Origin of the sequence: Pseudomonas sp. Sample_10, assembly GCF_004321495.1 — a bacterium.
Taxonomy (GTDB): Bacteria; Pseudomonadota; Gammaproteobacteria; order Pseudomonadales; family Pseudomonadaceae; genus Aquipseudomonas.
Map to the genome: position 1 here is coordinate 107,343 of NZ_RCOE01000220.1, position 20,664 is coordinate 128,006.

18 protein-coding genes are annotated in these 20,664 nt (G+C 53.1%); 4 read left to right on the top strand and 14 right to left on the bottom strand.

Annotation, left to right across the window (positions count from 1 at the left end; genetic code table 11):
• The first annotated feature begins 43 nt into the window (after positions 1 to 43).
• Together rfbD and D8U18_RS21965 are read left to right on the top strand one after the other, a co-directional pair.
• On the top strand, positions 44 to 913 hold the full coding sequence (gene rfbD / locus D8U18_RS21960) for a dTDP-4-dehydrorhamnose reductase (protein WP_131108395.1): 870 nt from the start codon (positions 44 to 46) through the stop codon (positions 911 to 913).
• A 219-nt stretch (positions 914 to 1,132) separates the two neighbouring features.
• Positions 1,133 to 1,300 (top strand): DUF2897 family protein, encoded by a 168-nt coding sequence (locus D8U18_RS21965; protein ID WP_007931351.1) that lies wholly within the window; start codon positions 1,133 to 1,135, stop codon positions 1,298 to 1,300.
• 126 nt (positions 1,301 to 1,426) lie between these two features.
• Here D8U18_RS21965 and D8U18_RS21970 read toward each other — a convergent pair whose 3' ends face one another.
• The gene (locus D8U18_RS21970; protein ID WP_130904109.1) at positions 1,427 to 2,278 is read right to left on the bottom strand and encodes a DUF1989 domain-containing protein; all 852 of its coding nucleotides are present in this window, start codon (positions 2,276 to 2,278) and stop codon (positions 1,427 to 1,429) included.
• A gap of 175 nt (positions 2,279 to 2,453) precedes the next feature.
• Between D8U18_RS21970 and D8U18_RS21975 the strand changes: the two genes are divergently transcribed.
• Positions 2,454 to 3,011: a TetR/AcrR family transcriptional regulator gene (locus D8U18_RS21975; RefSeq protein WP_131108396.1), complete on the top strand. Its 558-nt coding sequence runs from the start codon at positions 2,454 to 2,456 to the stop codon at positions 3,009 to 3,011.
• Here D8U18_RS21975 and fabF read toward each other — a convergent pair.
• The 5 genes from fabF to D8U18_RS22010 form a co-directional block, all read right to left on the bottom strand.
• The gene (gene fabF / locus D8U18_RS21980) at positions 3,008 to 4,282 is read right to left on the bottom strand and encodes a beta-ketoacyl-ACP synthase II (RefSeq protein WP_131108397.1); all 1,275 of its coding nucleotides are present in this window, start codon (positions 4,280 to 4,282) and stop codon (positions 3,008 to 3,010) included. The genes D8U18_RS21975 and fabF overlap by 4 nt on opposite strands.
• Positions 4,283 to 4,314: 32 nt before the next feature.
• Complete coding sequence (locus D8U18_RS21985; RefSeq protein WP_131108398.1) at positions 4,315 to 5,109, bottom strand: SDR family oxidoreductase; 795 nt, start codon at positions 5,107 to 5,109, stop codon at positions 4,315 to 4,317.
• 208 nt (positions 5,110 to 5,317) lie between these two features.
• Complete coding sequence (locus tag D8U18_RS21990) at positions 5,318 to 5,653, bottom strand: helix-hairpin-helix domain-containing protein (protein ID WP_056856433.1); 336 nt, start codon at positions 5,651 to 5,653, stop codon at positions 5,318 to 5,320.
• A gap of 518 nt (positions 5,654 to 6,171) precedes the next feature.
• Positions 6,172 to 7,440, bottom strand: coding sequence for a right-handed parallel beta-helix repeat-containing protein (locus D8U18_RS22000; RefSeq protein ID WP_131108399.1), 1,269 nt, complete (start codon positions 7,438 to 7,440; stop codon positions 6,172 to 6,174).
• Positions 7,441 to 8,181: 741 nt separating this feature from the next.
• Positions 8,182 to 8,604, bottom strand: a complete 423-nt coding sequence (locus D8U18_RS22010) for a cell wall hydrolase (RefSeq protein ID WP_347237908.1) — start codon at positions 8,602 to 8,604, stop codon at positions 8,182 to 8,184.
• A 113-nt stretch (positions 8,605 to 8,717) separates the two neighbouring features.
• Here D8U18_RS22010 and D8U18_RS22015 point away from each other — a divergent pair, with 113 nt between their 5' ends.
• Complete coding sequence (locus tag D8U18_RS22015; protein ID WP_131108400.1) at positions 8,718 to 10,739, top strand: acyltransferase family protein; 2,022 nt, start codon at positions 8,718 to 8,720, stop codon at positions 10,737 to 10,739.
• A 981-nt stretch (positions 10,740 to 11,720) separates the two neighbouring features.
• On the opposite strand, the gene rffA is transcribed toward D8U18_RS22015, so the two are convergent.
• The 8 genes from rffA to D8U18_RS22055 all read right to left on the bottom strand — a co-directional run bounded on the left by rffA (position 11,721) and on the right by D8U18_RS22055 (position 19,549).
• Positions 11,721 to 12,863: a dTDP-4-amino-4,6-dideoxygalactose transaminase gene (gene rffA / locus D8U18_RS22020; protein ID WP_131108420.1), complete on the bottom strand. Its 1,143-nt coding sequence runs from the start codon at positions 12,861 to 12,863 to the stop codon at positions 11,721 to 11,723.
• A gap of 76 nt (positions 12,864 to 12,939) precedes the next feature.
• A complete protein-coding gene (locus D8U18_RS22025) occupies positions 12,940 to 13,734 on the bottom strand; it encodes a class I SAM-dependent methyltransferase (RefSeq protein ID WP_201783982.1) in 795 nt (264 codons plus the stop codon).
• Positions 13,735 to 13,802: 68 nt separating this feature from the next.
• Positions 13,803 to 14,213: a GtrA family protein gene (locus tag D8U18_RS22030; protein ID WP_056856436.1), complete on the bottom strand. Its 411-nt coding sequence runs from the start codon at positions 14,211 to 14,213 to the stop codon at positions 13,803 to 13,805.
• Between the two features lie 5 nt (positions 14,214 to 14,218).
• Positions 14,219 to 15,139, bottom strand: coding sequence for a hypothetical protein (locus tag D8U18_RS22035; RefSeq protein WP_056856437.1), 921 nt, complete (start codon positions 15,137 to 15,139; stop codon positions 14,219 to 14,221).
• Between the two features lie 30 nt (positions 15,140 to 15,169).
• Positions 15,170 to 15,832: an acetyltransferase gene (locus D8U18_RS22040; protein WP_056856438.1), complete on the bottom strand. Its 663-nt coding sequence runs from the start codon at positions 15,830 to 15,832 to the stop codon at positions 15,170 to 15,172.
• Positions 15,829 to 16,770: a glycosyltransferase family 2 protein gene (locus tag D8U18_RS22045; RefSeq protein WP_056856439.1), complete on the bottom strand. Its 942-nt coding sequence runs from the start codon at positions 16,768 to 16,770 to the stop codon at positions 15,829 to 15,831. The genes D8U18_RS22040 and D8U18_RS22045 overlap by 4 nt, the downstream gene beginning before the upstream one ends.
• The gene (locus D8U18_RS22050) at positions 16,767 to 17,459 is read right to left on the bottom strand and encodes a WbqC family protein (RefSeq protein ID WP_131108401.1); all 693 of its coding nucleotides are present in this window, start codon (positions 17,457 to 17,459) and stop codon (positions 16,767 to 16,769) included. The genes D8U18_RS22045 and D8U18_RS22050 overlap by 4 nt, the downstream gene beginning before the upstream one ends.
• Before the next feature lie 95 nt (positions 17,460 to 17,554).
• Entirely contained in the window at positions 17,555 to 19,549 is a 1,995-nt protein-coding gene (locus tag D8U18_RS22055; RefSeq protein ID WP_056856892.1) for a nucleoside-diphosphate sugar epimerase/dehydratase, read from the bottom strand.
• Positions 19,550 to 20,664: the final 1,115 nt, after the last annotated feature.

Sequence of the window (20,664 nt, forward strand, 5' to 3'; positions counted from 1 at the left end):
GAATCTAATTGAACCCGTTCTGCGAATCCGCTGAGCTTTTTCCATGAAAGTTCTAATCAGCGGCCAACAGGGTCAGATCTCGCTTGAGTTACAGCGTCGACTGGGGGTTTTCGGCGAGTTGATCGTGCCAGGCCGCGATCAGCTCGATCTGACCAAACCCGATCAAATTCGCCAAACGGTGCAAGATATTCGTCCCGATCTGATCATCAATGCGGCGGCGTATACCTGGGTGGATCTGGCTGAAAACGAGCCGGAAACAGCCTATGCCATCAACGCGGTCGCCCCCGGTATCTTTGCCGAACAAGCGCTGGCGCTCGGTATCCCGCTGATTCACTACTCCACCGATTACGTATTCGACGGTACGAAAGTCGGCCCCTATGACGAAAACGACACGCCCAACCCGCTCGGGGTCTACGGCAAAAGCAAACTGGCGGGCGAACGGGCCATCACCGAGGTGCAATGCAAACACCTGATTCTGCGCAGCAGTTGGGTCTACTCGACCCATGGCCGCAACTTTTTGCTGACGATGCAACGACTGCTGCAAGAGAAAGCAGAATTGGCAGTTGTCGCGGATCAGATCGGTGCGCCTACCTGGGCGGGGACAGTCGCCAATAGTACGCTGGCATTGATCGAACGCTGGCAATCGGGCGAACCCACTCCCTGGGGTACCTATCACCTGACTGCTCAGGGTAAAACATCCTGGTTTGGCTTCGCCGAGGCCATCGGTGAAGCGTTACGACAGCAAGGAAAGACCTGCGCGAATCTACTGCCTATCCCCTCCAGCGACTATCCAACCCCTGCCACCCGCCCAATCAACTCATGCCTGGATTGCAATCGCCTGCAACGGGACTGGGGTGTCAGCCAACCCGACTGGCAAACCGCGCTGCGCGAGTGTCTCGCCGAACAAAACTGAGCAGGAACCACGAACCCGCCGACCAGCATCGCAATCGGCTTACTTCATGCTGACGACGGATAATCTCAGGAGCCGCCGCACGCTGCTCCGACAAGGATGTGCGATGCCTACGCCACATCAGGCATAGAATGGAACCACTGCGAAAATGTATCGCTCAAAGTGTTATGCACGCCCGGTTGGCGAAACCTCGCCAACCAGCCTGCTTTCAAGGAGATTCCTATGCCCTGGTATGCCTGGTTGATTCTGGTGGTTGCCATCGGCTCGATCGTTGGCGGTTTGATGATGTTGCGTGACACCGCCAACAAGGTCGAGCTGACCGATGAACAACGTAAACGCGTGGCTGAACGCAACGCGGAAGCGGACGCCAAGGATGCGCAGGACCGCTAACAAACAACTGTGGCGAGGGAGCTTGCTCCCGCTGGGTCGCGCAGCGGCCCTTGAGGTCCCTCGCACATTTTTTTGCGCCCGCTGCGCGGTCGAGCGGGAGCAAGCTCCCTCGCCACGAAAGCGTATCTATTTTTCCCAATCGGCCTTGGCGATGTGCAACCCGTGCAGACCTTTGTAGGCGGCACGCTCGGGCTGGCTCCAGCCCTCCAGCAACGAATCCTCCAGGCGGTAAATTTCCACACCCAGCGGTCGGCAGACGCTCAATGGATCCTGCGCGTCCGGTCCCCACATCGCCAATGACAAATCTCCGCCCGGGCAAGTCGAGAGTGCGCACAGCAGATCGATTTCGGCAAAGAACTCCAGATAATCCCCCTTCTGCGCCGGACAGGCTTTCATGAAATACATGTCGTCGTGGTTCAGGCCCGTGCACTGGAAAATATTCAGCACGTCATGCACATCGAATTCGGTCAGGCCGTGGGGCAATACCGCCCGGGTCAGGTTGGAGTGACAGTGATGATGGAAGTCTTCACCGGTGAGCATTTTGTTCACATAGGGATCACAGCGCGTGCCGAGCAAATCATGCAGGCGACCGCCGTGTTCATCGATTCCATAGCCGGCCAGGCTGTCATCGGTGATGGTCACCAGCGGCCGCAGAAACGGCAGGTTCGACCACAACCGGTCGTGGGTGCTGACATGGGCGCCTTGCAGCTGTCGGGTACGTGACGCCCACAAACGTTCACGGGGATCGTGAGCGTTCCAGACGTTGAAATCGCCGACTTGCGGACCAACAGGCGTCGTAACCCTGAACACGTGTCCGGCCGGAACGTTCCAGGCGCGGCCGGTGCGAATCGGCACTTCGAAGGACTCGATCAGCGTGCGTGCATCCTTCGCATCGCGCACCCGTTCATAAAACGCCTTGTCCACCTGCAAAGCCGAGCCTTTGCTGACTTGATAGGCCGCCGGATAGTCTTTGTACATGCCAATCTCCCTCGATCAGTGACGTTACGCTGCAGTCAGCGTAATCACTATTCGTGCCAGTTCTTCAACGCGTTCGAACCAAGATCAACGCATCTGCATGCTTTTTAGAAGTAGAAGTACAGTCACCATGTAATTTTCATTGGTTAATATGGCGACCTTGATGTGGAGATATCAGATGCGTTACTCGCATGACCATAAAGCCCAGACCCACCAACGCATCATCAAAGAAGCTTCGGAACGCTTTCGCCGCGACGGTATCGGCGCCACTGGCCTGCAACCGCTAATGAAGGCGCTGGGCCTGACTCACGGAGGCTTTTATTCGCACTTCAAGTCCAAGGACGAACTGGTGGAAAAGGCGCTGCAAGAGGCGGGCAAGCAAGTGGATGGGTTATGTGCCCAGATATTTGCCGAGGATCGCCCGCTGGAGGTATTCATCAATACCTATTTGTCCGAATGGCATCAGACGTCACCCCATGAAGGCTGCCCGCTGCTGACCATGTCGTCGGAACTCGGCCTGCGCGGGCAGCCGAGCCCCACTTCCGACGTGGTGCTCAATGCGCGACTTGAGCAGATACAGAACGCGCTTGCGGGTGAAAACACGGTAGAGCGCAGCATCGTCATCATGTCGACGCTGGTTGGTGCCCTGCTGCTTTCGCGCAGTGTCGAGAATCCCGAGCTGGCCCAGCAGATTCTCGACGTCACGCGGACCCACTTGAACCAGTCCGAGACCTAACCGTTCCAGCGTTTGAACAACACGCTGGCATTCACGCCACCAAAGCCAAAGCCATTAGACAATGCGTACTCGATGGTCATCGGCCGGGCTTGACCGTGAACAATGTCCACGCCCTGGGTAGCAGGGTCCGGGTTATCGAAATTCAGCGTCGCCGGTACAACCTGATCCCTGATCGCCAGCAATGTGAAGATCGCTTCAATCCCCCCCGCCGCACCGAGCAAATGCCCGGTTGCCGATTTGGTTGATGTCACCGCGATCTTGTTATCCGCGCCAAACAACGACTTGATCGCCGCCAACTCTCCGAGGTCGCCAACAGGCGTTGAGGTCGCGTGGGCATTCAGGTGCTGAACCTGCTCCGGCGAAATACCGGCCTGAGCCAATGCCAACGACATCGCACGACGCGCTCCGCTGCCATCTTCCGGGCCTGCAGTCAGGTGGTAGGCATCGGCACTGGTTCCGTACCCGACCAACTCAGCCAGTGGCTTGGCGCCACGGGCCAAGGCGTGTTCCAGCGACTCGATCACCAGCAAACCCGAACCTTCGCCCATGACAAAGCCATCGCGCCCACTGTCGAACGGCCGCGAGGCACGCTCCGGGGTGTCGTTGTAGCCACTGGACAGAGCGCGAGCCGCTGCAAACCCCGCAAGACTGACCCGGTCGATCGCGGCCTCGGCGCCGCCACACACGGCGATATCCGCCTCACCGGTACGAATCAATCGCGCCGCATCACCAATCGCCTGAACCCCGGCCGCACACGCCGTCACCGGTGCACCCAGCGGACCTTTGAAGCCGTGTTGAATCGACACATGCCCCGCCGCCAAATTAACCAGAAACGACGGAATGGTGAACGGCGACAAACGCCGCGGGCCACGACTGTCGGTGGTACGCACCGCATCGGCAATCGCGCCGAAACCACCCACGCCTGAACCGATAATGGTCGCGGTACGCTCCTGGTCACCAGCAGACTGCGCCTGCCAACCGGCCTGCTCCAACGCCTGACGCGCCGCTTCCATGGCAAACAGGATAAAGCGGTCCATCTTCTTCTGTTCTTTGGGTGGCGTCGCCCGGTCCGGGTCGAACCCCGCTTCAGCATCGTCCGCCACAGTGGGCACCGAACCGCCGACCTTCGCCGGCAGATCCGCAACCACCTCTTCCGGCAAGTTGCGCAACCCGGAACGCCCGGCCAACAGGCGAGCCCATACCGCTTCAACCCCGCTACCCAACGGAGAAACCAGCCCCATCCCGGTAACAACCACTCGACGATTACTCATACCGCAAATACCTCATGCCGATTGATGGCGCTTCACTTGTAACGTGCAGCAGCCTGGCTTTTGGAAAGGTTCGGAGCCATGACCAGTCGTGCCGCGACAAAGGCATTCCACTCAGCGGCATCCGGCAACGAAGGAATAGTGACCAGCTCGCCCTGGTCCAGGCCCGACAACGACGCGTCGACCATTTCACCCGCTTCCATGACCATCTCTGCCGGAATCTGGGTCGCATCGATACCGGAGCGTTCCCAGATTTCGGTACGCGTCACACCCGGCAGCACGGCCTGGACCTTGACCCCGGTGCCATCAAGCTCGGCGTTCAAGGATTGAGTAAGGCTCAGCACATAAGCCTTGCTGGCACTGTAGGTCGCATTGAAACGCTCTGGGAACAGCGCCACCACCGATGCAATGTTGATAATGGTCCCGCGACCGGCCTTGGCAAAACTCGCCGCCGCCGCCGATGCCAAGCGAGTGACTGCTGTAACGTTCAGTTGAATCATTCGCTCCAACTGATCGGTGTCGGCATTGGCCAACAACCCATCCGCCGCCACGCCGGCATTGTTCAGCAACAAGCTGATGCTGGAGTCGCTGCGCAGACGCTGCTCAAGCTTGAGCACGTCGTCCTTTTGCGTCAGATCCGCTTTCAGCACTTCCACCTGCACGCCAAATTCAGCACGCAACGCGTTCGCCGCTTCGTCCAGCCGTTGCTGATCACGAGCGACCAACAACAAATCAAAACCACGCGCCGCCAGACGCTGCGCGTAGACCGCGCCGATGCCGGAAGAAGCGCCAGTGACGAGGGCCGTGCCTTGGGAATGAGTAGAGGTCATGACTATGCTCCAGGGAAATGCTTGAAGGGAAAGCCAAGCGCCTGAGGCTCAGGACGCTTCGACAGAAATCGCATTAATTATAGGCATAATTTAAATGGCATATGATAGCCATAATTTAAACGACGCCGACAAAAGGCAAAACCTCGCAGCATGCGCCAGAAAGAAAAGGGGCCGATCAATGACCGGCCCCTGGCGCTGACTTACAAGCTTAGTTCACCTCAAGCTTCTCGCGATTTTTATCCAGAATGGCTTTGCCGATCCCCTTCACCTCGAGCAACTCATCAATGGACGCGAAAGGCCCATTTGTTTCACGATACGCAACAATTGCCTTGGCCTTGGCTTCTCCCACACCCGCCAGCTCACGCTGCAAAGTCGGGGCATCGGCAGCATTGAGGTCGATCTTGGCCGACTGCGTCGAAGAGGAAACCTCTTGCATCAACGGTGCGCTACTCGCTTGCGACTCCACAGCCGGCGCAGCAATAGTGGCGACAGAGGCGCTGGTGAGAAGGGCAAAAACCAGAGAAGAGAAATAGCCGGTACGCATAAATGAAGCTCCATGACATCGATTGGGAAAGCAGCTTTTCCGAAGCTGCCTCCTAAACTTAGGCGATGGCTGGAGCCTGTCAAAAATGTGTCCGTTACAGGATGTGAAACAAACCCTGAATCAAGCGGAACAACAGTAACCGATCCGTGAACCCACCCCGCAGTTCATTCCCGATGCGGTGCTCTGATGTGTCTCTGGAGCCAGCACGTCATGATGCGACCCGACGCTAAAGTCGAAAAAGTGTACCTCTATCCCAAGCCCGTGGACTTTCGAAAATCCATCGATGGCCTACTCTGAACTGCTTCGAGGCGGTAAGCAGTTGGCATGGCACCGATATTCCACGCAGGTATCGACCACGCGATTGTTGGCCCTCACCACACCTAAGTATCGCGCGGATAAATGGTGTCCTGTAGGGCGAACAAACTGCGGCTTTCGAGGGGTTCAAGACTGATCGCCCCATTGGCAACGTCCACTATACGGAGACAAAATTAATACATGCTTTGGAGCCTTGTTGAAATTTACGGCGATGGCGCGCTCTGTGCATTTATAGCTGGAGTGAATACTTCGTTATCCTCATAAGTTTGATGCCTGTACAACGCCATATCCTTCGCCCATTCCGGAGTAATTTTTTTAGCGGCGGTATTGCCTTTAACCGTAATATTTTTTGCTAACTTCGATACATAAAGCTGAGCCGAAAAGCCAGCTGCATTACCTTCAAAGTGATTATTTGAAATCGCTACATCTTGTCCATTCTCAACCGCTACCGCAAACCCAGCATTTCCAGTTATCACATTATACTTCACGAGAACATTTCCAATATAACCACCCACATCCTTGGCTGACATATATATTCCGGAAGTAATACCATTCAATATTGTATTTCGCTGAATATCCAGACCATTTACATGATTAGCTAGAACCCATATACCGTAGCAACTACCAGCATATATTAGATTACCCGAAATCCTGCCATCAATCATTACATCGTACACCGTGATTCCATCACCAGTAGTACCATTTCCGGGATACAATATTCTATTATTGGTGATCTGTATATTTTTCCCACCAGCAATGATAGCGAGATAGCTATTTTTCATCAATACATTATCTGATATCAGAACTTTGTTACCGCCATTTATAAAAATGCCGCCATGAAATCCAACAAACCTATTTCGTAATATTCCCCCACGCACAAAAACATTGTCCAACTCCGAAACTCTTAACAACTCATCTTTCTTTCGAGTAGAAAGCTTTATTGCCCCTGCAGCATATAATTGACTGCTTTCGAATTCATTATCAACTATATTGAAAAGCACGGACCTTCGCTTTTTCTTGGCAATATCACTTAAACCAACAAACCAAAAACGTGGGCGCTGGCCCCAAGGAATTTCAGATACTGTGAAGCTGGGATCAAAGGCAACGTCTATTTTCACGCGATTGTTTTTGAGAGTCAGTGCACCTCCGTTTAGCCGAATAATATTTCCACCATCTATATCATTTTGCACTTCCAATTCAGAAACAAGAACGGAAACACCACGCATATCCAAGGTCGCATTTTTTTCAACAATGAACCTACCAAAGCCTTTAATATGAAGCCGCCCTTGCCCCGTTATTTTAAGCTTTCCCGAAACACGTACCGGCGCACTAATCGTTAAACCCTCCTTTGGTATAACAATAGCATTGACTGAGGAAGTATAATTTTTCGGCGAATCTATAATTAGAGCCCCCCCTGCTTGTACCACTCCTGACAATAGGAGCAAACACACAACGGATAAACAAAAACGCATAAATATTTAACACCACCAATTGAGACAAAATCATTCAGCAACGTTTTCGATTTTCAAATAGTCGCTTCGCCGTCGGCACAAATGCATTTCAAGCCGAACTGAGTCAATTATGCGACATTTTTGTTGCCAATTTCCATTTAGAGGCACGCCGCCTTCCGGCGAAGCTATCTCTAGCGGTTTGTATTCCTCCCATCCGCAGCAAAACACTTCCACAACGCCCAACGTCATCATCGCAACGACTTTTGATAGCCCTGATAGCGATTATTGTACGACCTCGCGCAAATGCGCTTGGCAGGGCCGCAGCGCAATCACCGCCCGGTCACCCTGATCGGGATGGTGATAATTCGTTCGGCTCGTACGGTACCATGAACCAAGCGGCCGGCGCCGGCGGTGGCAGGCATTGAACAATCACCGGCTGAGCTCAGGTCGAGGAGGGATGACGCCGCAGATCGGAAGTGGCAAGGCGACCCCGCAGACGATCCTGGCCTTTTTTAGCATTGGTCAAAGTCTCGTGGTGATTTGGTCTCTGGCCATCAGACGCTGCTCGAGTACCAGATGCTTATCCTGCTCGGTCTTTACGCCACTGCGCCGACCATGGCCAGTTGATTGAGGGTCTCGGTGTGTAATCGCGATTGCTCGGCCAATTGAGAGCCGCGTATTACCAGTCCTGAACCTGCCAAGCACTGATTGCGCCGAGTAATACCCGTGAAAGCGCTCCGGCTCCCCTCGACATCGTCGGGCTCAGGACACATCCCTGAAGAAAACGTGACCGCCCAGCCTCGGCGCTTGCTCCGCCTTCGCAGCCCAGGTCGGCGGCGTGTTCCTCGTGATCGCGCAATAATGCGTGGTGCCTCCAGTCGGATCTGGAACCTTGCCATCGGTGACTTGGTTAGCCACGACTCGACAATGTGCCAGCTCACGGAACAAGATCTGTTTCAATTCGATCAGAAACTGGTAGTTCGGGTCTTTCTTGTGCCAGCAGGTGAACTGATACGGCTTCTGACAGACTCCTGCATAGCCTTCGCCCACCATGAGTTGGATTACCGTCATCCACGCGATTGCTGATTGTCCAGGCGACTGCAGTCTGGCCAAGGAGGCCTTCGCCGCGCGCTTCTCCCAAATGATTCTGGAAGGCACGTCGCGATCTATATCGTTAACGGACATAAATTTCCTCCGGGCAAAAAAACTTCTACTCCATGGCGGCAAAGGTTTGTTGTGCTGGTACGATGTTCGGCGCTCAAACATGGCGTGTTACTTAAACGGATTACTTCCCAACAATGACTGTTCTATCTGATGCACCGCTGCTCGCTACTGACAAACGACTCAGCCACCCGAAGTACCGTCCCGACATTGATGGACTGCGTGCTATAGCAGTCCTGTCTGTCGTGGCGTTCCACGCATTTCCGTCACTGATACAAGGTGGTTTTGTTGGCGTCGATGTATTTTTCGTAATCTCCGGATTCCTGATCTCAAGCATAATTTTCGGAAGCCTCGAAAGAAACAGCTTCAGCTTTTATGAGTTCTACAGTCGACGAGTCAGCCGGATCTTCCCTGCGCTACTGTTAGTGCTTGCCGGAACTTGGGCACTCGGATGGTTCATTCTCCTTGCTGACGAATACATGCAACTAGGGAAACACATAGCCGGCGGCTCTGCGTTCATATCAAATTACGTTCTACGCGCCGAGGCTGGTTACTTTGATAATAGCGCCGACACGAAACCGCTACTGCATTTGTGGTCACTCGGCATTGAAGAGCAATTTTATCTACTGTGGCCACTGATGCTTTGGGCTGCCTATAAATTAAGAATTAACGCCCTAGCATTAATAATCACTGTTGGTGGCGCGTCATTTGCTTTGAATGTGATGGGCGTCGTGACAGATCCGGTTGCGACATTCTATTCACCGCAAACAAGATTTTGGGAGCTTCTTATAGGATCACTTTTGGCATATGTGTCAATGTATAAGAACCAAATATTCTACAGATGGCGGAGCATCGACGGGCCGGTCATTCGGAATACTCAATCTGCATCCGGCCTCGTATGCCTCGTCATCGCGTTTTCCCTCACCACGAAAAGCAACCAGTTTCCAGGGTGGTGGGCGCTTCTGCCTTCCATCGGTGCAGCTCTTATCATAGCTGCTGGGCCTTATGCCTGGTTCAACAAAGCGGTGTTATCCAGTCGGTTACTAGTTTGGATCGGGCTTATTAGCTTTCCCCTGTATCTGTGGCACTGGCCGCTCCTATCGTTCATCCATATTATGGAAGGCGGCGAAGCCTCAACCATCACATTAGTTGTTACAGTATTCATCGCAATAGCCTTGGCGTGGTTAACCTACGTATTTATAGAAAGGCCACTGCGTCAATTTCAACACAACAATGTTAAGGTCTTCACACTTACCGCATTGATGCTTATTTGCTGTATAGCAGGGTACGTGACCTATAAAACCGAGGGCTTGGAGTTTCGTTTAAAAGACCGAGTGGAGTTCGCTGAGTATTTTGAAAATTCTCCTCCGGCTCGAAAATACTTCGAAAAACTAGAGTTAACCAAAAATTTTCGCGGCGAGTGCAACTTTTATAACGTATCCGAGTACCTGAATGGTAGATCGACGAATGTGCCTGTTCCCGAAATTGACAGTAATTGTTATACAAAAAATCTACCGAAAAGCAAAACCCTGTTTATTTGGGGCGACTCGCATGCTCAGCAATTATATTCAGGACTGCGAAAAGAATTACCAAAAACATGGGAGATCCTACAAGTGGCAACCTCAGGCTGCCCAGCTTCTCCAGACGCTACGCAGCCTTCTACTACAGATTATTGCGCCCAATCAAATTGGTTCGCTTTAAAGCAGATAAAAAATCTCCGACCTGATGTTGTCATCATTGGCCAGAACGAGAAACACGACGAAGTCAAGCTGCGCCGTATATTCATGATCTTGAAAGACGCAGGGGTTGAACGAGTTATATTTACTGGCCCAACACCACACTGGACCGTGGATTTACCTAAAACCATAATGAAAACACTTTGGGTTAGCACACCGAGATTTACGCGCCAAGGTCTAGACATGGCTGTCATTGAGCGCAATGCCGAACTTAGGAAAAACCTAGCCAACTCAGGCGCGATATACGCGGACATCATTAACGTATTTTGCAATAGCGAAGGCTGTATGACGTATCTCGGAGACGATATTAAAACGGGTATTACCAGTTGGGATTATGGTCATCTAACTCCAATTGCATCTGAGTATTTAGCCAAAAAATTTCTTGTAGGACTTGTTACGGGAGAGCCTGCGGCTATAGATTAAACCAAAGGGTCACCAGCGCATCACAGCGAGCAGACTACCTATGTTTTTTTGGCCTAACTATAAAGCCCGGATAACCGGGCTACTCTTTTGCTGATAGGGTCATATCCGTTCTCCAGAGCGCAAAAACGTTGAATTGTTTGCCGGCGCTCGGAAACTAATGAGTTGCTGCTCGGGTATTTGCATGTCTGCCGACAGTTATTCAGAATTGCAGCAAGATCGGGATTTTCCAAGAGGAAATTTTCAGCTTTTCCAGCGGGTCTCTGCCTCTTGCGGCGCCATAAAGGTGATACAACGAAAGTCGTCTTCAGCGACCTTTCATTGATTTGGATATTCATCCGGATCTTATGGGCTACCGAACACCGAATCGACATATAATTGTGTGGCATCGGAGAACGGTATAAATGGCATTTGACCACACTAAAAAGTGTGTGATGTCAGAACAATGCTAGTGGTAAGCGTCTCGGCGCTTACCGTTGCGGCGCACCAGATAGTCTGTACAGTTGCGATAAAAAACCTAAAATTTTCCGGATATGACTGAAGATTCGCCTTCGTTCCGCGACTACCCACACTACCCGGCGAGACTCTCACATAGCCATTAACACTTCTAACATTAGGCGGCACTGCTGTAGCGATTGATACGATATAAAGCTCGCCTGGGGCGCACACGCTGACCAGTGTCGATGCGGTACACCCTGCCGGCATGGTTGCACCGCTATAGACATTACCTACTGCCACCGCTGTGCCATTGGTAGCCAACAGCTGCCTGGTCGAAACCGCGAGGGTCAACTGTCGCGGAGCGACGTAAAATGCCATTTTGGAATGATGCACCAACATGCGTGAGGCGGGTTTCCCACGCGACGAGCACGCACACTGGCGGAGTGCTTGCCTTCTTGAGCTACAAAGAACGCTCCGACTCTAAAGCTGTAGCGATAAAACTTGGACTCGGGATCGCGTTGAACTCTGGCAAGCGTGCTTGTCGAGTCAGCGACACAGTATGTCCCGCAAGACTTGCACCACACGTTCTTGCTGCTGGACCGATAAACCTACCCACAGCGGCAGTCGCAGCAAGCGCTCCGATAGGCCCACCGTGTTATCCATGGAGCCATGGACACGGCCGTAGCGCCGCCCGGCCGGCGAGGAGTGCAGGGGCACGTAATGGAAGACCGAATTGATTCCCTCTCGCTTAAGGCCATCGAGCACCGGTTGTCGAGGCACGTCTGCGGGCAGCAGCACGTAGTACATGTGTGCGTTGTGCTGACAGTCGGCGGGTACGATAGGGCGGCGTAGCACCCCGCTGGTTTCCAACGGCGCGAGCAATTCGTGATACCGCTGCCAGATGGCAAGCCGCAACTGCGTGATGTGTTCGGCCTCTTCCAACTGCGCCCAGAGAAACGCGGCAGTCAGGTCTCCTGGAAGGAATGACGACCCGACTTCCTGCCAAGTGTATTTGTCGACCTCGCCGCGGAAAAAACGACTACGGTCGGTGCCTTTTTCGCGGATGATTTCTGCGCGCAACACATACGAAGGATCATTGACGAGCAATGCGCCGCCCTCGCCCGAAATGACGTTCTTGGTCTCATGGAAGCTGAAGGCGCCAAAGTCCCCGATACTGCCCAGAGCCCGGCCCTTGTAAGCGGCCATGACACCCTGTGCTGCATCCTCGACCACCTTCAGGTTGTGATGCTTGGCAATCTCCATGATCGTATCCATCTCGCAACTCACACCCGCATAATGAACCGGCACGATTGCCTTGGTGCGTGGCGTGATGGCGGCCTCGATCAGCGTCTCATCCAGGTTCAGGGTATCCGGACGGATATCGACGAACACGGGAACGCCGCCGCGCAAAACAAAGGCATTGGCTGTAGAAACGAATGTGAACGAGGGCATGATGACCTCATCGCCCGGCTGGATGTCCAACAACAATGCAGACATTTCCAGCGCTGCCGTACACGAGTGCGTCAGCAAGGCTTTGCTCGCACCGGTATGTTCGGTCAACCACTCATGGCACCGCTTGGTGAACGGGCCATCGCCGGCGAGAACATTGCCGAACTTGGCTTCAGCGATGTAATAAAGTTCTTTCCCCGTCATGTAGGGGCGATTGAACTGGATCTTTTTGTCTTCCACCGTTTGAGCCTTCGCACGCAAAATTAGTCGGGTCGAACTAAACATCACTTCGTTATGGAAAGTGGGGGCATCCACTCTATTTCCGGGCGACAAGCAGCCTGGAAGCACCGACCGGAAAACTCACTCCGACCTTGATGAGTAAACACTCCAGCCACATCACGAAACCAAACAGCACATTGAGCGCCTTGGGTACCGCTAATTCGGCGGTCTCGCTCGTATCGCCCCGCTGTTGCTTCTTGGCGCCGCGTGAAATCATCATCGCTGGCAGCAGTAACGAGACGAACGATGTGCTGCGCACGACGGAAAACCCCGCCTCTTCCACCTTGCGATGCAGATCGGCGGCTTCGTAGCGCCGCACGTGGCAGGAATATTCATCCACCTGGCTCCATAGCCACTGATGCTGGGGTACGGTCAACAGCATGATTCCCCCGGGCTTCAGGGCACGGTGCATCTGCTGGAGCACCACAGCATCCGCCTCGATGTGCTCGATGACATCGAACGCGCCAATCGCTTCGAACTCGTCGACGTAAGGGATATCGCGCGCATCCATTTGCACGAACTCCGCACCAGGCAAACGCGAGGAGGCAAACTTCAGCCCGGTCGAGAACATCTCGCTGCCAAGCAACCTGGCCTTCGGAAACGCCACGGAAACCCGACTCAGAACGAAGCCAGTACCGCATCCGATTTCCAGAAATGAACGCATGCGCGGCGCATATTTCGTCAGCGCCCATGTAATCAACCTGGCACGCGCCCGAAACCAGAAATGGCCGCTTTCAAGATGCGCGTAGGTCTCGTAGAAGTCGGCCTTGAAGCCCTCCTGCTTGTCCTCGAGTTCTGGCGCAAACGCGGCAAAACCGTTCTTTCGAGCCACCTGATGTCCACACCGGACGCATATCCATTGCTCCGAGACGTACTGCGTCTCGCATTCAGAACAGATCTTCACACCTGATTCCCATCCGGTTGGTCATGACGAAAGACGAATAGCTTGAAAACAACGAACAAGAAACCTCCTACAACGAAAATGGCGGCGGCCTGGACCCACTGATGAGGATATCCCAGCTTGTCGACGAACACCGTCAGCAAGGCCAGGTTGAGCAAATAGCCGGCTGCGTGCGCCAGGCCGAAACGCCATGCCGTCCCCACGACGTTGCCGCGATGCTCGAACGCCCAGTTACGGTTGCCCAGGAAGCTGATGCAGATGCCAAGTACGTACAGGAAGCTCATGGCCAGCTTGAATGGGATGCCCACCCACGTCAATGCCAGGTAGGTCGCATAACCGATGGCATTGCAGGCGACGCCGACGACTGCGTAGCGGAGAATTGGCCTGATCACGGGCCGCCAGCGCTGCATTGGAATCACTCATCTCCCCAGACGGCAATTCCGAAACCCGTCTTGCCATAGCCGTTGCCGTTATAAAGCATGTAGCGTCGACCAGCATGATCGAAGACGTACGGGTAACAGATCATCTCCGAATCCCAACCCGATTCCGATACGTCGATTCCCACCTGCTCATCGTGTCGCGTCCATTTCACGCCATCGGACGAGGTCGCGTAGCGGATCCGGTAGGTGGGGCAGTCCTTCGTGGCCCGGGAGCAGAACCACATCCGGTACATGTCCGCATCCTTGAGCACGCGCGGCACACCCAGGGCGTACTCGTGTTCGTCGCGGAACTCGATGGCAACCTTGCCGTCACGCTCCCACTCGATCCCGTCGGAAGACTCGGCATACTCGAGATGATAGAAGTGCTTCGCTTCCGAAGGGCCTTGCTCCCATCGCACACAGGAGGTGAACCAGGCCCTGAATCGTCCGGCCTCGAACTGCACCTCGGGGGTGGCGACGAAGTGAGGAAGATCGCGGGTGCGGTCGATGACGGGGCCGCGGAACAACCTCTCGAAGCGGTGGGTGGCCTCGTTCCATTCGGCCAGGCCAATGGAATTGCGGATCTTCACCGTTACGCCCAGGTTGATCCCGGTGTAGTACAGCAGCTTGCGGCCGCCGACGTTGACGATCGAATTGGGCAAGGCGCCACTGTCGTCGAAACATCCGAGGTCGCCTGGCTCGAGGACCGGATCCGGATGGACGCGCAAGACCTTGGTCGGGTCCCGCATGTCGATCTCGAGGAAGCCGCCGTGTCCGCGATTATTCTTGTCGCGCGATGAAAAATAGATGCGATACAGGTCGCCGTTCACCTGCTCCGCAATGGGAATCATCGCGTGAGAATACAACCAATCGCTCTGCCCTTCTGCGCAGAATATCTTTCCTAGTTTTTTCCACATGGGATTTTTTCACGCCAATTATGAGGTTCTTCAGATGTTCCTGACGCGAGTACTCGGCACGCGCGACCGTTCGGTGGCTTGTCCGATGTACACGCCTTCGGCAGCAGCATCTCCAAGAATCAGAGCGCCGGCGCCGATGATGCATTTCTCGCCAATGGTAACGTGATCGCGAAGGGTTGCGTTGACGCCGAGAAAACAACTTTCCCCGATCGTTACACGGCCGGATACGACGATGTGCGAGGCCAGGAAACAGTGGTCCTCGATTTGAGAATGATGTCCGACGTGATTGCCGCTCCACATGGTCACGTTGTTGCCGATGCGCACAAAGGGCTGAACGGTATTATCTTCCAGGATGAAGCAATTCTCGCCGATGTCCTCTGTCAGCACCGTGGCTCGAGAACTTATGTAGCTGACCATTTCGTAGCCCAGCCCCTTGACTGCCAGATATTTTTCCTTACGGATCTGGTTGAGCTTGGAATAGCCAAGCGCGACGAAAAAGACGTACCGGTCTGGCGGGTAGATCTGAGTGACTTCATCGAATGCCACCACCGGAAATCCCATGAAACTCTTATCGGCCGGCATAAAGGCGGGATCAACAGCAAACGCTTCGACCTGATAGCCCGAGTCGTTGGAAAAATAATAGAGTGCGAGCTCAGCGGCGTCGGTGAGACCAAAAATAATGAGTTTTTTCATTCAATGCTCCGCGTCTTAGCCTGACGGTAGACGTTCCGGACGATAGTGTAGGGTCTCTGTTTGACCTCGGAATAGATCTTGGCGAGATAGATCCCGACCACGCCTACGAATGCGATGATCAGGCCACCGAGCAGCCAGATCGAAGCCATCAGCGACGTATAGCCGCTAGGTGGGTTCGCCAGTAGCAGCCAGTTGACGAAGAGAAAACTCGTGTAGGCGGCCGACAGCAGAAAGATCGCGCAGCCCACGCCGAAGATTCCCACCAGCGGTGCACTGCTGAAGGCAGTGATCGAATTGACCAGTTGCGCTACCTTCTTTCCCAGCGTGTAGGTCGTCTCGTCACGACTGTGCTTGACGATGGACTGCGCACGCTGATCGAAGCCAGTGATGACCCACAGACCCGCCATGAACAACTCGCGTTCGTCGTGCTGAATCAACGCGTCCACATAGCGGCGCGACATCAGTCTGGCGACAACTATATTGTCGGGCATATCAAGCCCGCTGAGGAAACGGAAAAGTTTGTAGAACACATGTCCGGTCCAGCGCTCAAAGTGCCTGCCTTTTCGCTGCTGTTGGACCCCGTAGACCACATCGACCTTTTCACGCTCCATCTGCTCACTGAACGAGAGCAACCATGCAGGATCTTCTTCCAGGTCGCTATCGAGCAGGAAGACACGTTCCCCTCGGGCATGTTGCAGGCCCGTCATCATGGCTTTGTGGTGGCCGAAGTTGCGTGAGAGATCAACGACCACCACGTGGTGATCGGCTTCGCTCAACTGGACGGCCAGTTCCAGGCTTGAATCGGGCGAGCCGTCGTTGACCAGTACGATCTCGTAATCATCTCCGACCATTTGTTGTGCAGCCTGGCTTGCACGGAGATGGAATTGCTCGATGAACCTGGCCGAGCTGTAAAGCGTGGCGACGATGGACAGCTTCATGCTTTGACATGCCTCATGTAACGGCGCGCGTCCTTGCCGCAATTGAACAGCAGATCCAGGACGGTGACGCCATGGGTAAATTCCCCCCAGAGTTGCGGATACTCGGGAAAGCCGGCGTAATCGAACCATTGCAGCGCAATATCGGCTTTGTCGAACAGCAGCGCCTCGATGTAATCCTTTGCCGCCGGCCCCGACAGATAATGCGTCGCACCGGCCTGCTGACAAAGGTCTACCAGGCGCGCAGTCCGGGTTTTGTCGCCGGCAGACGTATAGTCCCAACAATTCGTAATGCGGGTTTCAATACCAATATATCGGCAAATCGCTTCCATGAACTTACGATTCATCGGCGACAGCCCCGTATGGGTCTCCATCAGATAGAGCGGCTCGAGCCACTGTGCGACCTCATCGAAGAAAGGCGCTCGCCGATAGTTGCTCTGCAACGTTTTCCAGTGCTTCACCTGCCAGCCATCTACCAACGCTACATCACGAATGCGGCGATGAATACTCTGGCCTACCGGAATAGATAACCATTGCACTCCCTGAGGAGTCTTGATTTGGTTGCGATTACGCCAGTCATGTTTCGTGAACTGCATATCGTCATAAATGATAAATTCATCCACAGCCGAAATAAGATCAAAATATCCTTTCCATGGGATGTAGTTAGATTGCAATATGGCAACTTTCTTCACTTTCAAGTCCAAGCGCACCGACGCGCGTTATTAGCCCGCACTTTATCTCATGTCATAGTGTGGCCAAGCTCACCTTGCCACCCGTCTAAGTTCTATTAAGGCTCCAAGCGCCGTTGTTGATAAATCCAATCAACGATTTCCCCGTCAGGCGCATATCCACTGACCGTGTCACGTAGCAACTGACGAACACGTGCGTAATCATCCCTGTCGACAGCGCTCAGCAACTCGCTCAGCTTAGCCTTGAGGACCTCCCAACCAATATGATCTTCATTTGCAGTCATAATCATTGGATGTTGTGTAGCGGCTACGTTATCGCCAATCAACAACTCTTCGTACAGCTTCTCGCCCGGGCGCAAACCGGAAAACTCAATGTGGATATCACCATGTGGGTTTCTTTCTGACCGCACACTCAATCCCGACAAATGAATCATTTTCTCCGCCAAGTCCACAATTTTTACCGGCTCGCCCATATCTAGCACAAAGACATCCCCACCCTGCCCCATGGAACCCGCCTGAATGACCAATTGAGCGGCTTCGGGAATAGTCATAAAGTAGCGGGTGATCTTCGGATGCGTAACGGTCAGCGGCCCCCCTGACTTTATCTGCTTATGAAAAAGTGGGATCACCGAACCTGAGGATCCCAATACGTTACCAAACCGGACCATAGTGAAGCGGGTTTTATTGACTTGAGATATGGACGATTGATCACCGAATAATACAGGGGCTTTCTCACGACTGAGCGCCTGAAGAGTCATCTCTGCGAGCCGCTTGGTACTTCCCATGACATTGGTTGGTCGCACAGCCTTATCCGTGGAAATGAGGACAAAGTTAGCAACGCCTGCTTGCAAAGCCGCTTGTGCAGTATTTAAAGTACCAATGACATTATTGAGAACGCCCTCGGCGATATTGTGCTCAACCATCGGGACATGTTTGTAGGCTGCGGCATGGTAAACCGTATCGACATGCCAAGCTTTCATTACATCTAGCAACTTTCTCTCGTCTCGAACAGAGCCAAGAATAGGGAGCAGGTTTACAGAAAGGGACTCACGGGAGATTCTCTGTTCAAGTTCAGAAAAAATACTATAAAGATTAAATTCGCTATGCTCGAACAACAACAGTGTGGTTGGTCGTAATTCGAGAATTTGGCGACATAATTCAGAGCCTATTGAACCACCAGCTCCTGTGACCATTACAGACTGACGGGTTACGCAATGCTCAAGCAGATCTCCTTGGGCAGGCACAGCATCCCTGCCCAGCAAATCGGCGATATCCACCTCCTGGATATCATCGACCTTAACCCGGCCACTAGCCAAATCCATAAATCCCGGGACACTACGCACGTGCAAAGGAAACCGCTCTAGGAAAGTGAGTATTTCTCGACGCCGCCCTCGATTGGCGGACGGAATCGCCAAGAGAATTTCTTGAGCACCGGTAGTGTCTATCATTTGCTGAATATGTTTAGGTTTGAATACTTGCAAGCCCGCAATGACGCGACTGGCAATATTGCTGTCATCGTCTATGAATGCTACTGGTCGCATGACTCGCCCCATGCGCAACGCAGCGACCAATTGGTTACCTGCTGCTCCGGCACCATAGATTGCGACCCTTGGTAATCCATTGTCAGCATTTGCAAACGGAACATGTTGAGCTGCGATAAACCAATCACCAGAAAAATACTGCCGCATAGCGATTCGCAATCCGCCAATCATCACTAGGCTTAGCCACCAATAATTGAAAATAATTGATCGCGGTACAATTGTTTGATGATTACTGTACCAATATACAAAGACACCAAGAATAAGCGCCGACAGAGTAACTGCCTTTACAATTGCTATAAGCGCGTCATTACCGACATAGCGCATAACAGCTCGGTACATGCCAAACCGAATAAAAAGAGGAATAGCTACGATAGGCGCACTTATAAATAGCCAAAGATGCTGTTGAAAAGGGCTATCCAGCTCATCTATACCGAGGCGTACGATAAATGCCATCCATAACGATAACCAGACCAGAAACACATCTACTGTTACCTGCAGAACCCGCTTGCAGCGTCGAGGAAGGCTCAACAAAAAAATTCTGATCTTATCCATAAACCTATCGAACACCCCTTTCAAGCTCTTGAACCGAAAAAACCATGCCTTCAGACTCAAAAATGAAACACCCAGGTACGAAATGGTACAGCTCGGAACCTGAATCCTTCTGTTTCCATCTACAAGTCTTTGTATGGTTCTCATGATACATTGGTTCAGGCAAAAATCCTGCAAAACCCTCCATCTAGATAAAATGTCTTCCACCAGATGCCTGAAGCCTTGAAGCAATGCTTTTTCGTCCTTCGCCCTCCTTTATGAAGCTGACTGCACCTTAGCGGATACTCCCGAGCCTCTGGTACTCCTCCCCCATCATCGCCCCCCCAGTTCAGCGCCCACTGCAATTCAACGACCCGCTGGAGCGCATCACTCTGATTTGAGCCCTGGTAACATCCAACCCTTCACTCACCGCCGACAGGTAGCGCCCCCCCCCCTGGCAAAGCTAGAGTCTTTCATGTGGTTCGTCCACGGCCCACGCCTATCCTTTTGAATGATTAATACACGAAAAATGCTATGGATCTGCGTGATTGCTGCTAGCCTTCCTGCGCAAAAAATGCGGGCAACGCCTCTCAACGCCACAATTTTGGAAAGCGCCGAGCAAAGGTGGTTATAATTCACGTCACACTCGTACGGGGGCACATTCGATGTCGGAAAAAACAAGCTTGCAGAAAAGTTGGCATTGACCGCTTTCGAGATCTACGCCCCCATGCACCAGCGGTTGCCCTTGATGAAAAAGATGCATCTCGTAAATAATTGTGGCAAAGAGATTTACAAAGGCTCTGCCATGGAGAGTTTGAACCCGTGCCTTCTATGAGCGCTGAAATCAGGTCCAGAGAAGCGTGCTCGCGCCGCCATAAGAGGCTTATCGTACAAGCGTCGAGGGTTACAAACCCAGCAGCAATCCGATGGGTGGAAGGTCAAAGGACGGTGTCGACTTCTCTACCAACGAAGGCGGGCATCGCTTGTGATCCGGCATTGAATTTGATTTTGTCCTCAAGACAGCATGGCGCCGATAAATTGTCAGCAGAAAGCCGGCTAGATCCTTGAGATCATGATATGCAGAAAATTAACGGCCCCCGCGAGTGTCAAGAAAAAATTATCATGATTCGATCCGCTAT

What these genes read in the sequence shown, in the direction of transcription:
- D8U18_RS22010 (WP_347237908.1), bottom strand. Translation starts at nt 8,604, where the DNA reads ATGTCCGTTAACGATATAGATCGCGACGTGCCTTCCAGAATCATTTGG.
- D8U18_RS22030 (WP_056856436.1), bottom strand. Translation starts at nt 14,213, where the DNA reads ATGCAGCGCTGGCGGCCCGTGATCAGGCCAATTCTCCGCTACGCAGTC.
- D8U18_RS21970 (WP_130904109.1), bottom strand. Translation starts at nt 2,278, where the DNA reads ATGTACAAAGACTATCCGGCGGCCTATCAAGTCAGCAAAGGCTCGGCT.
- rfbD (WP_131108395.1), top strand. Translation starts at nt 44, where the DNA reads ATGAAAGTTCTAATCAGCGGCCAACAGGGTCAGATCTCGCTTGAGTTA.
- D8U18_RS21985 (WP_131108398.1), bottom strand. Translation starts at nt 5,109, where the DNA reads ATGACCTCTACTCATTCCCAAGGCACGGCCCTCGTCACTGGCGCTTCT.
- D8U18_RS22035 (WP_056856437.1), bottom strand. Translation starts at nt 15,139, where the DNA reads ATGTGGAAAAAACTAGGAAAGATATTCTGCGCAGAAGGGCAGAGCGAT.
- D8U18_RS21965 (WP_007931351.1), top strand. Translation starts at nt 1,133, where the DNA reads ATGCCCTGGTATGCCTGGTTGATTCTGGTGGTTGCCATCGGCTCGATC.
- fabF (WP_131108397.1), bottom strand. Translation starts at nt 4,282, where the DNA reads ATGAGTAATCGTCGAGTGGTTGTTACCGGGATGGGGCTGGTTTCTCCG.
- D8U18_RS22045 (WP_056856439.1), bottom strand. Translation starts at nt 16,770, where the DNA reads ATGAAGCTGTCCATCGTCGCCACGCTTTACAGCTCGGCCAGGTTCATC.
- D8U18_RS22015 (WP_131108400.1), top strand. Translation starts at nt 8,718, where the DNA reads ATGACTGTTCTATCTGATGCACCGCTGCTCGCTACTGACAAACGACTC.
- D8U18_RS22055 (WP_056856892.1), bottom strand. Translation starts at nt 19,549, where the DNA reads ATGGATAAGATCAGAATTTTTTTGTTGAGCCTTCCTCGACGCTGCAAG.
- D8U18_RS21990 (WP_056856433.1), bottom strand. Translation starts at nt 5,653, where the DNA reads ATGCGTACCGGCTATTTCTCTTCTCTGGTTTTTGCCCTTCTCACCAGC.
- D8U18_RS22000 (WP_131108399.1), bottom strand. Translation starts at nt 7,440, where the DNA reads ATGCGTTTTTGTTTATCCGTTGTGTGTTTGCTCCTATTGTCAGGAGTG.
- D8U18_RS22040 (WP_056856438.1), bottom strand. Translation starts at nt 15,832, where the DNA reads ATGAAAAAACTCATTATTTTTGGTCTCACCGACGCCGCTGAGCTCGCA.
- D8U18_RS21975 (WP_131108396.1), top strand. Translation starts at nt 2,454, where the DNA reads ATGCGTTACTCGCATGACCATAAAGCCCAGACCCACCAACGCATCATC.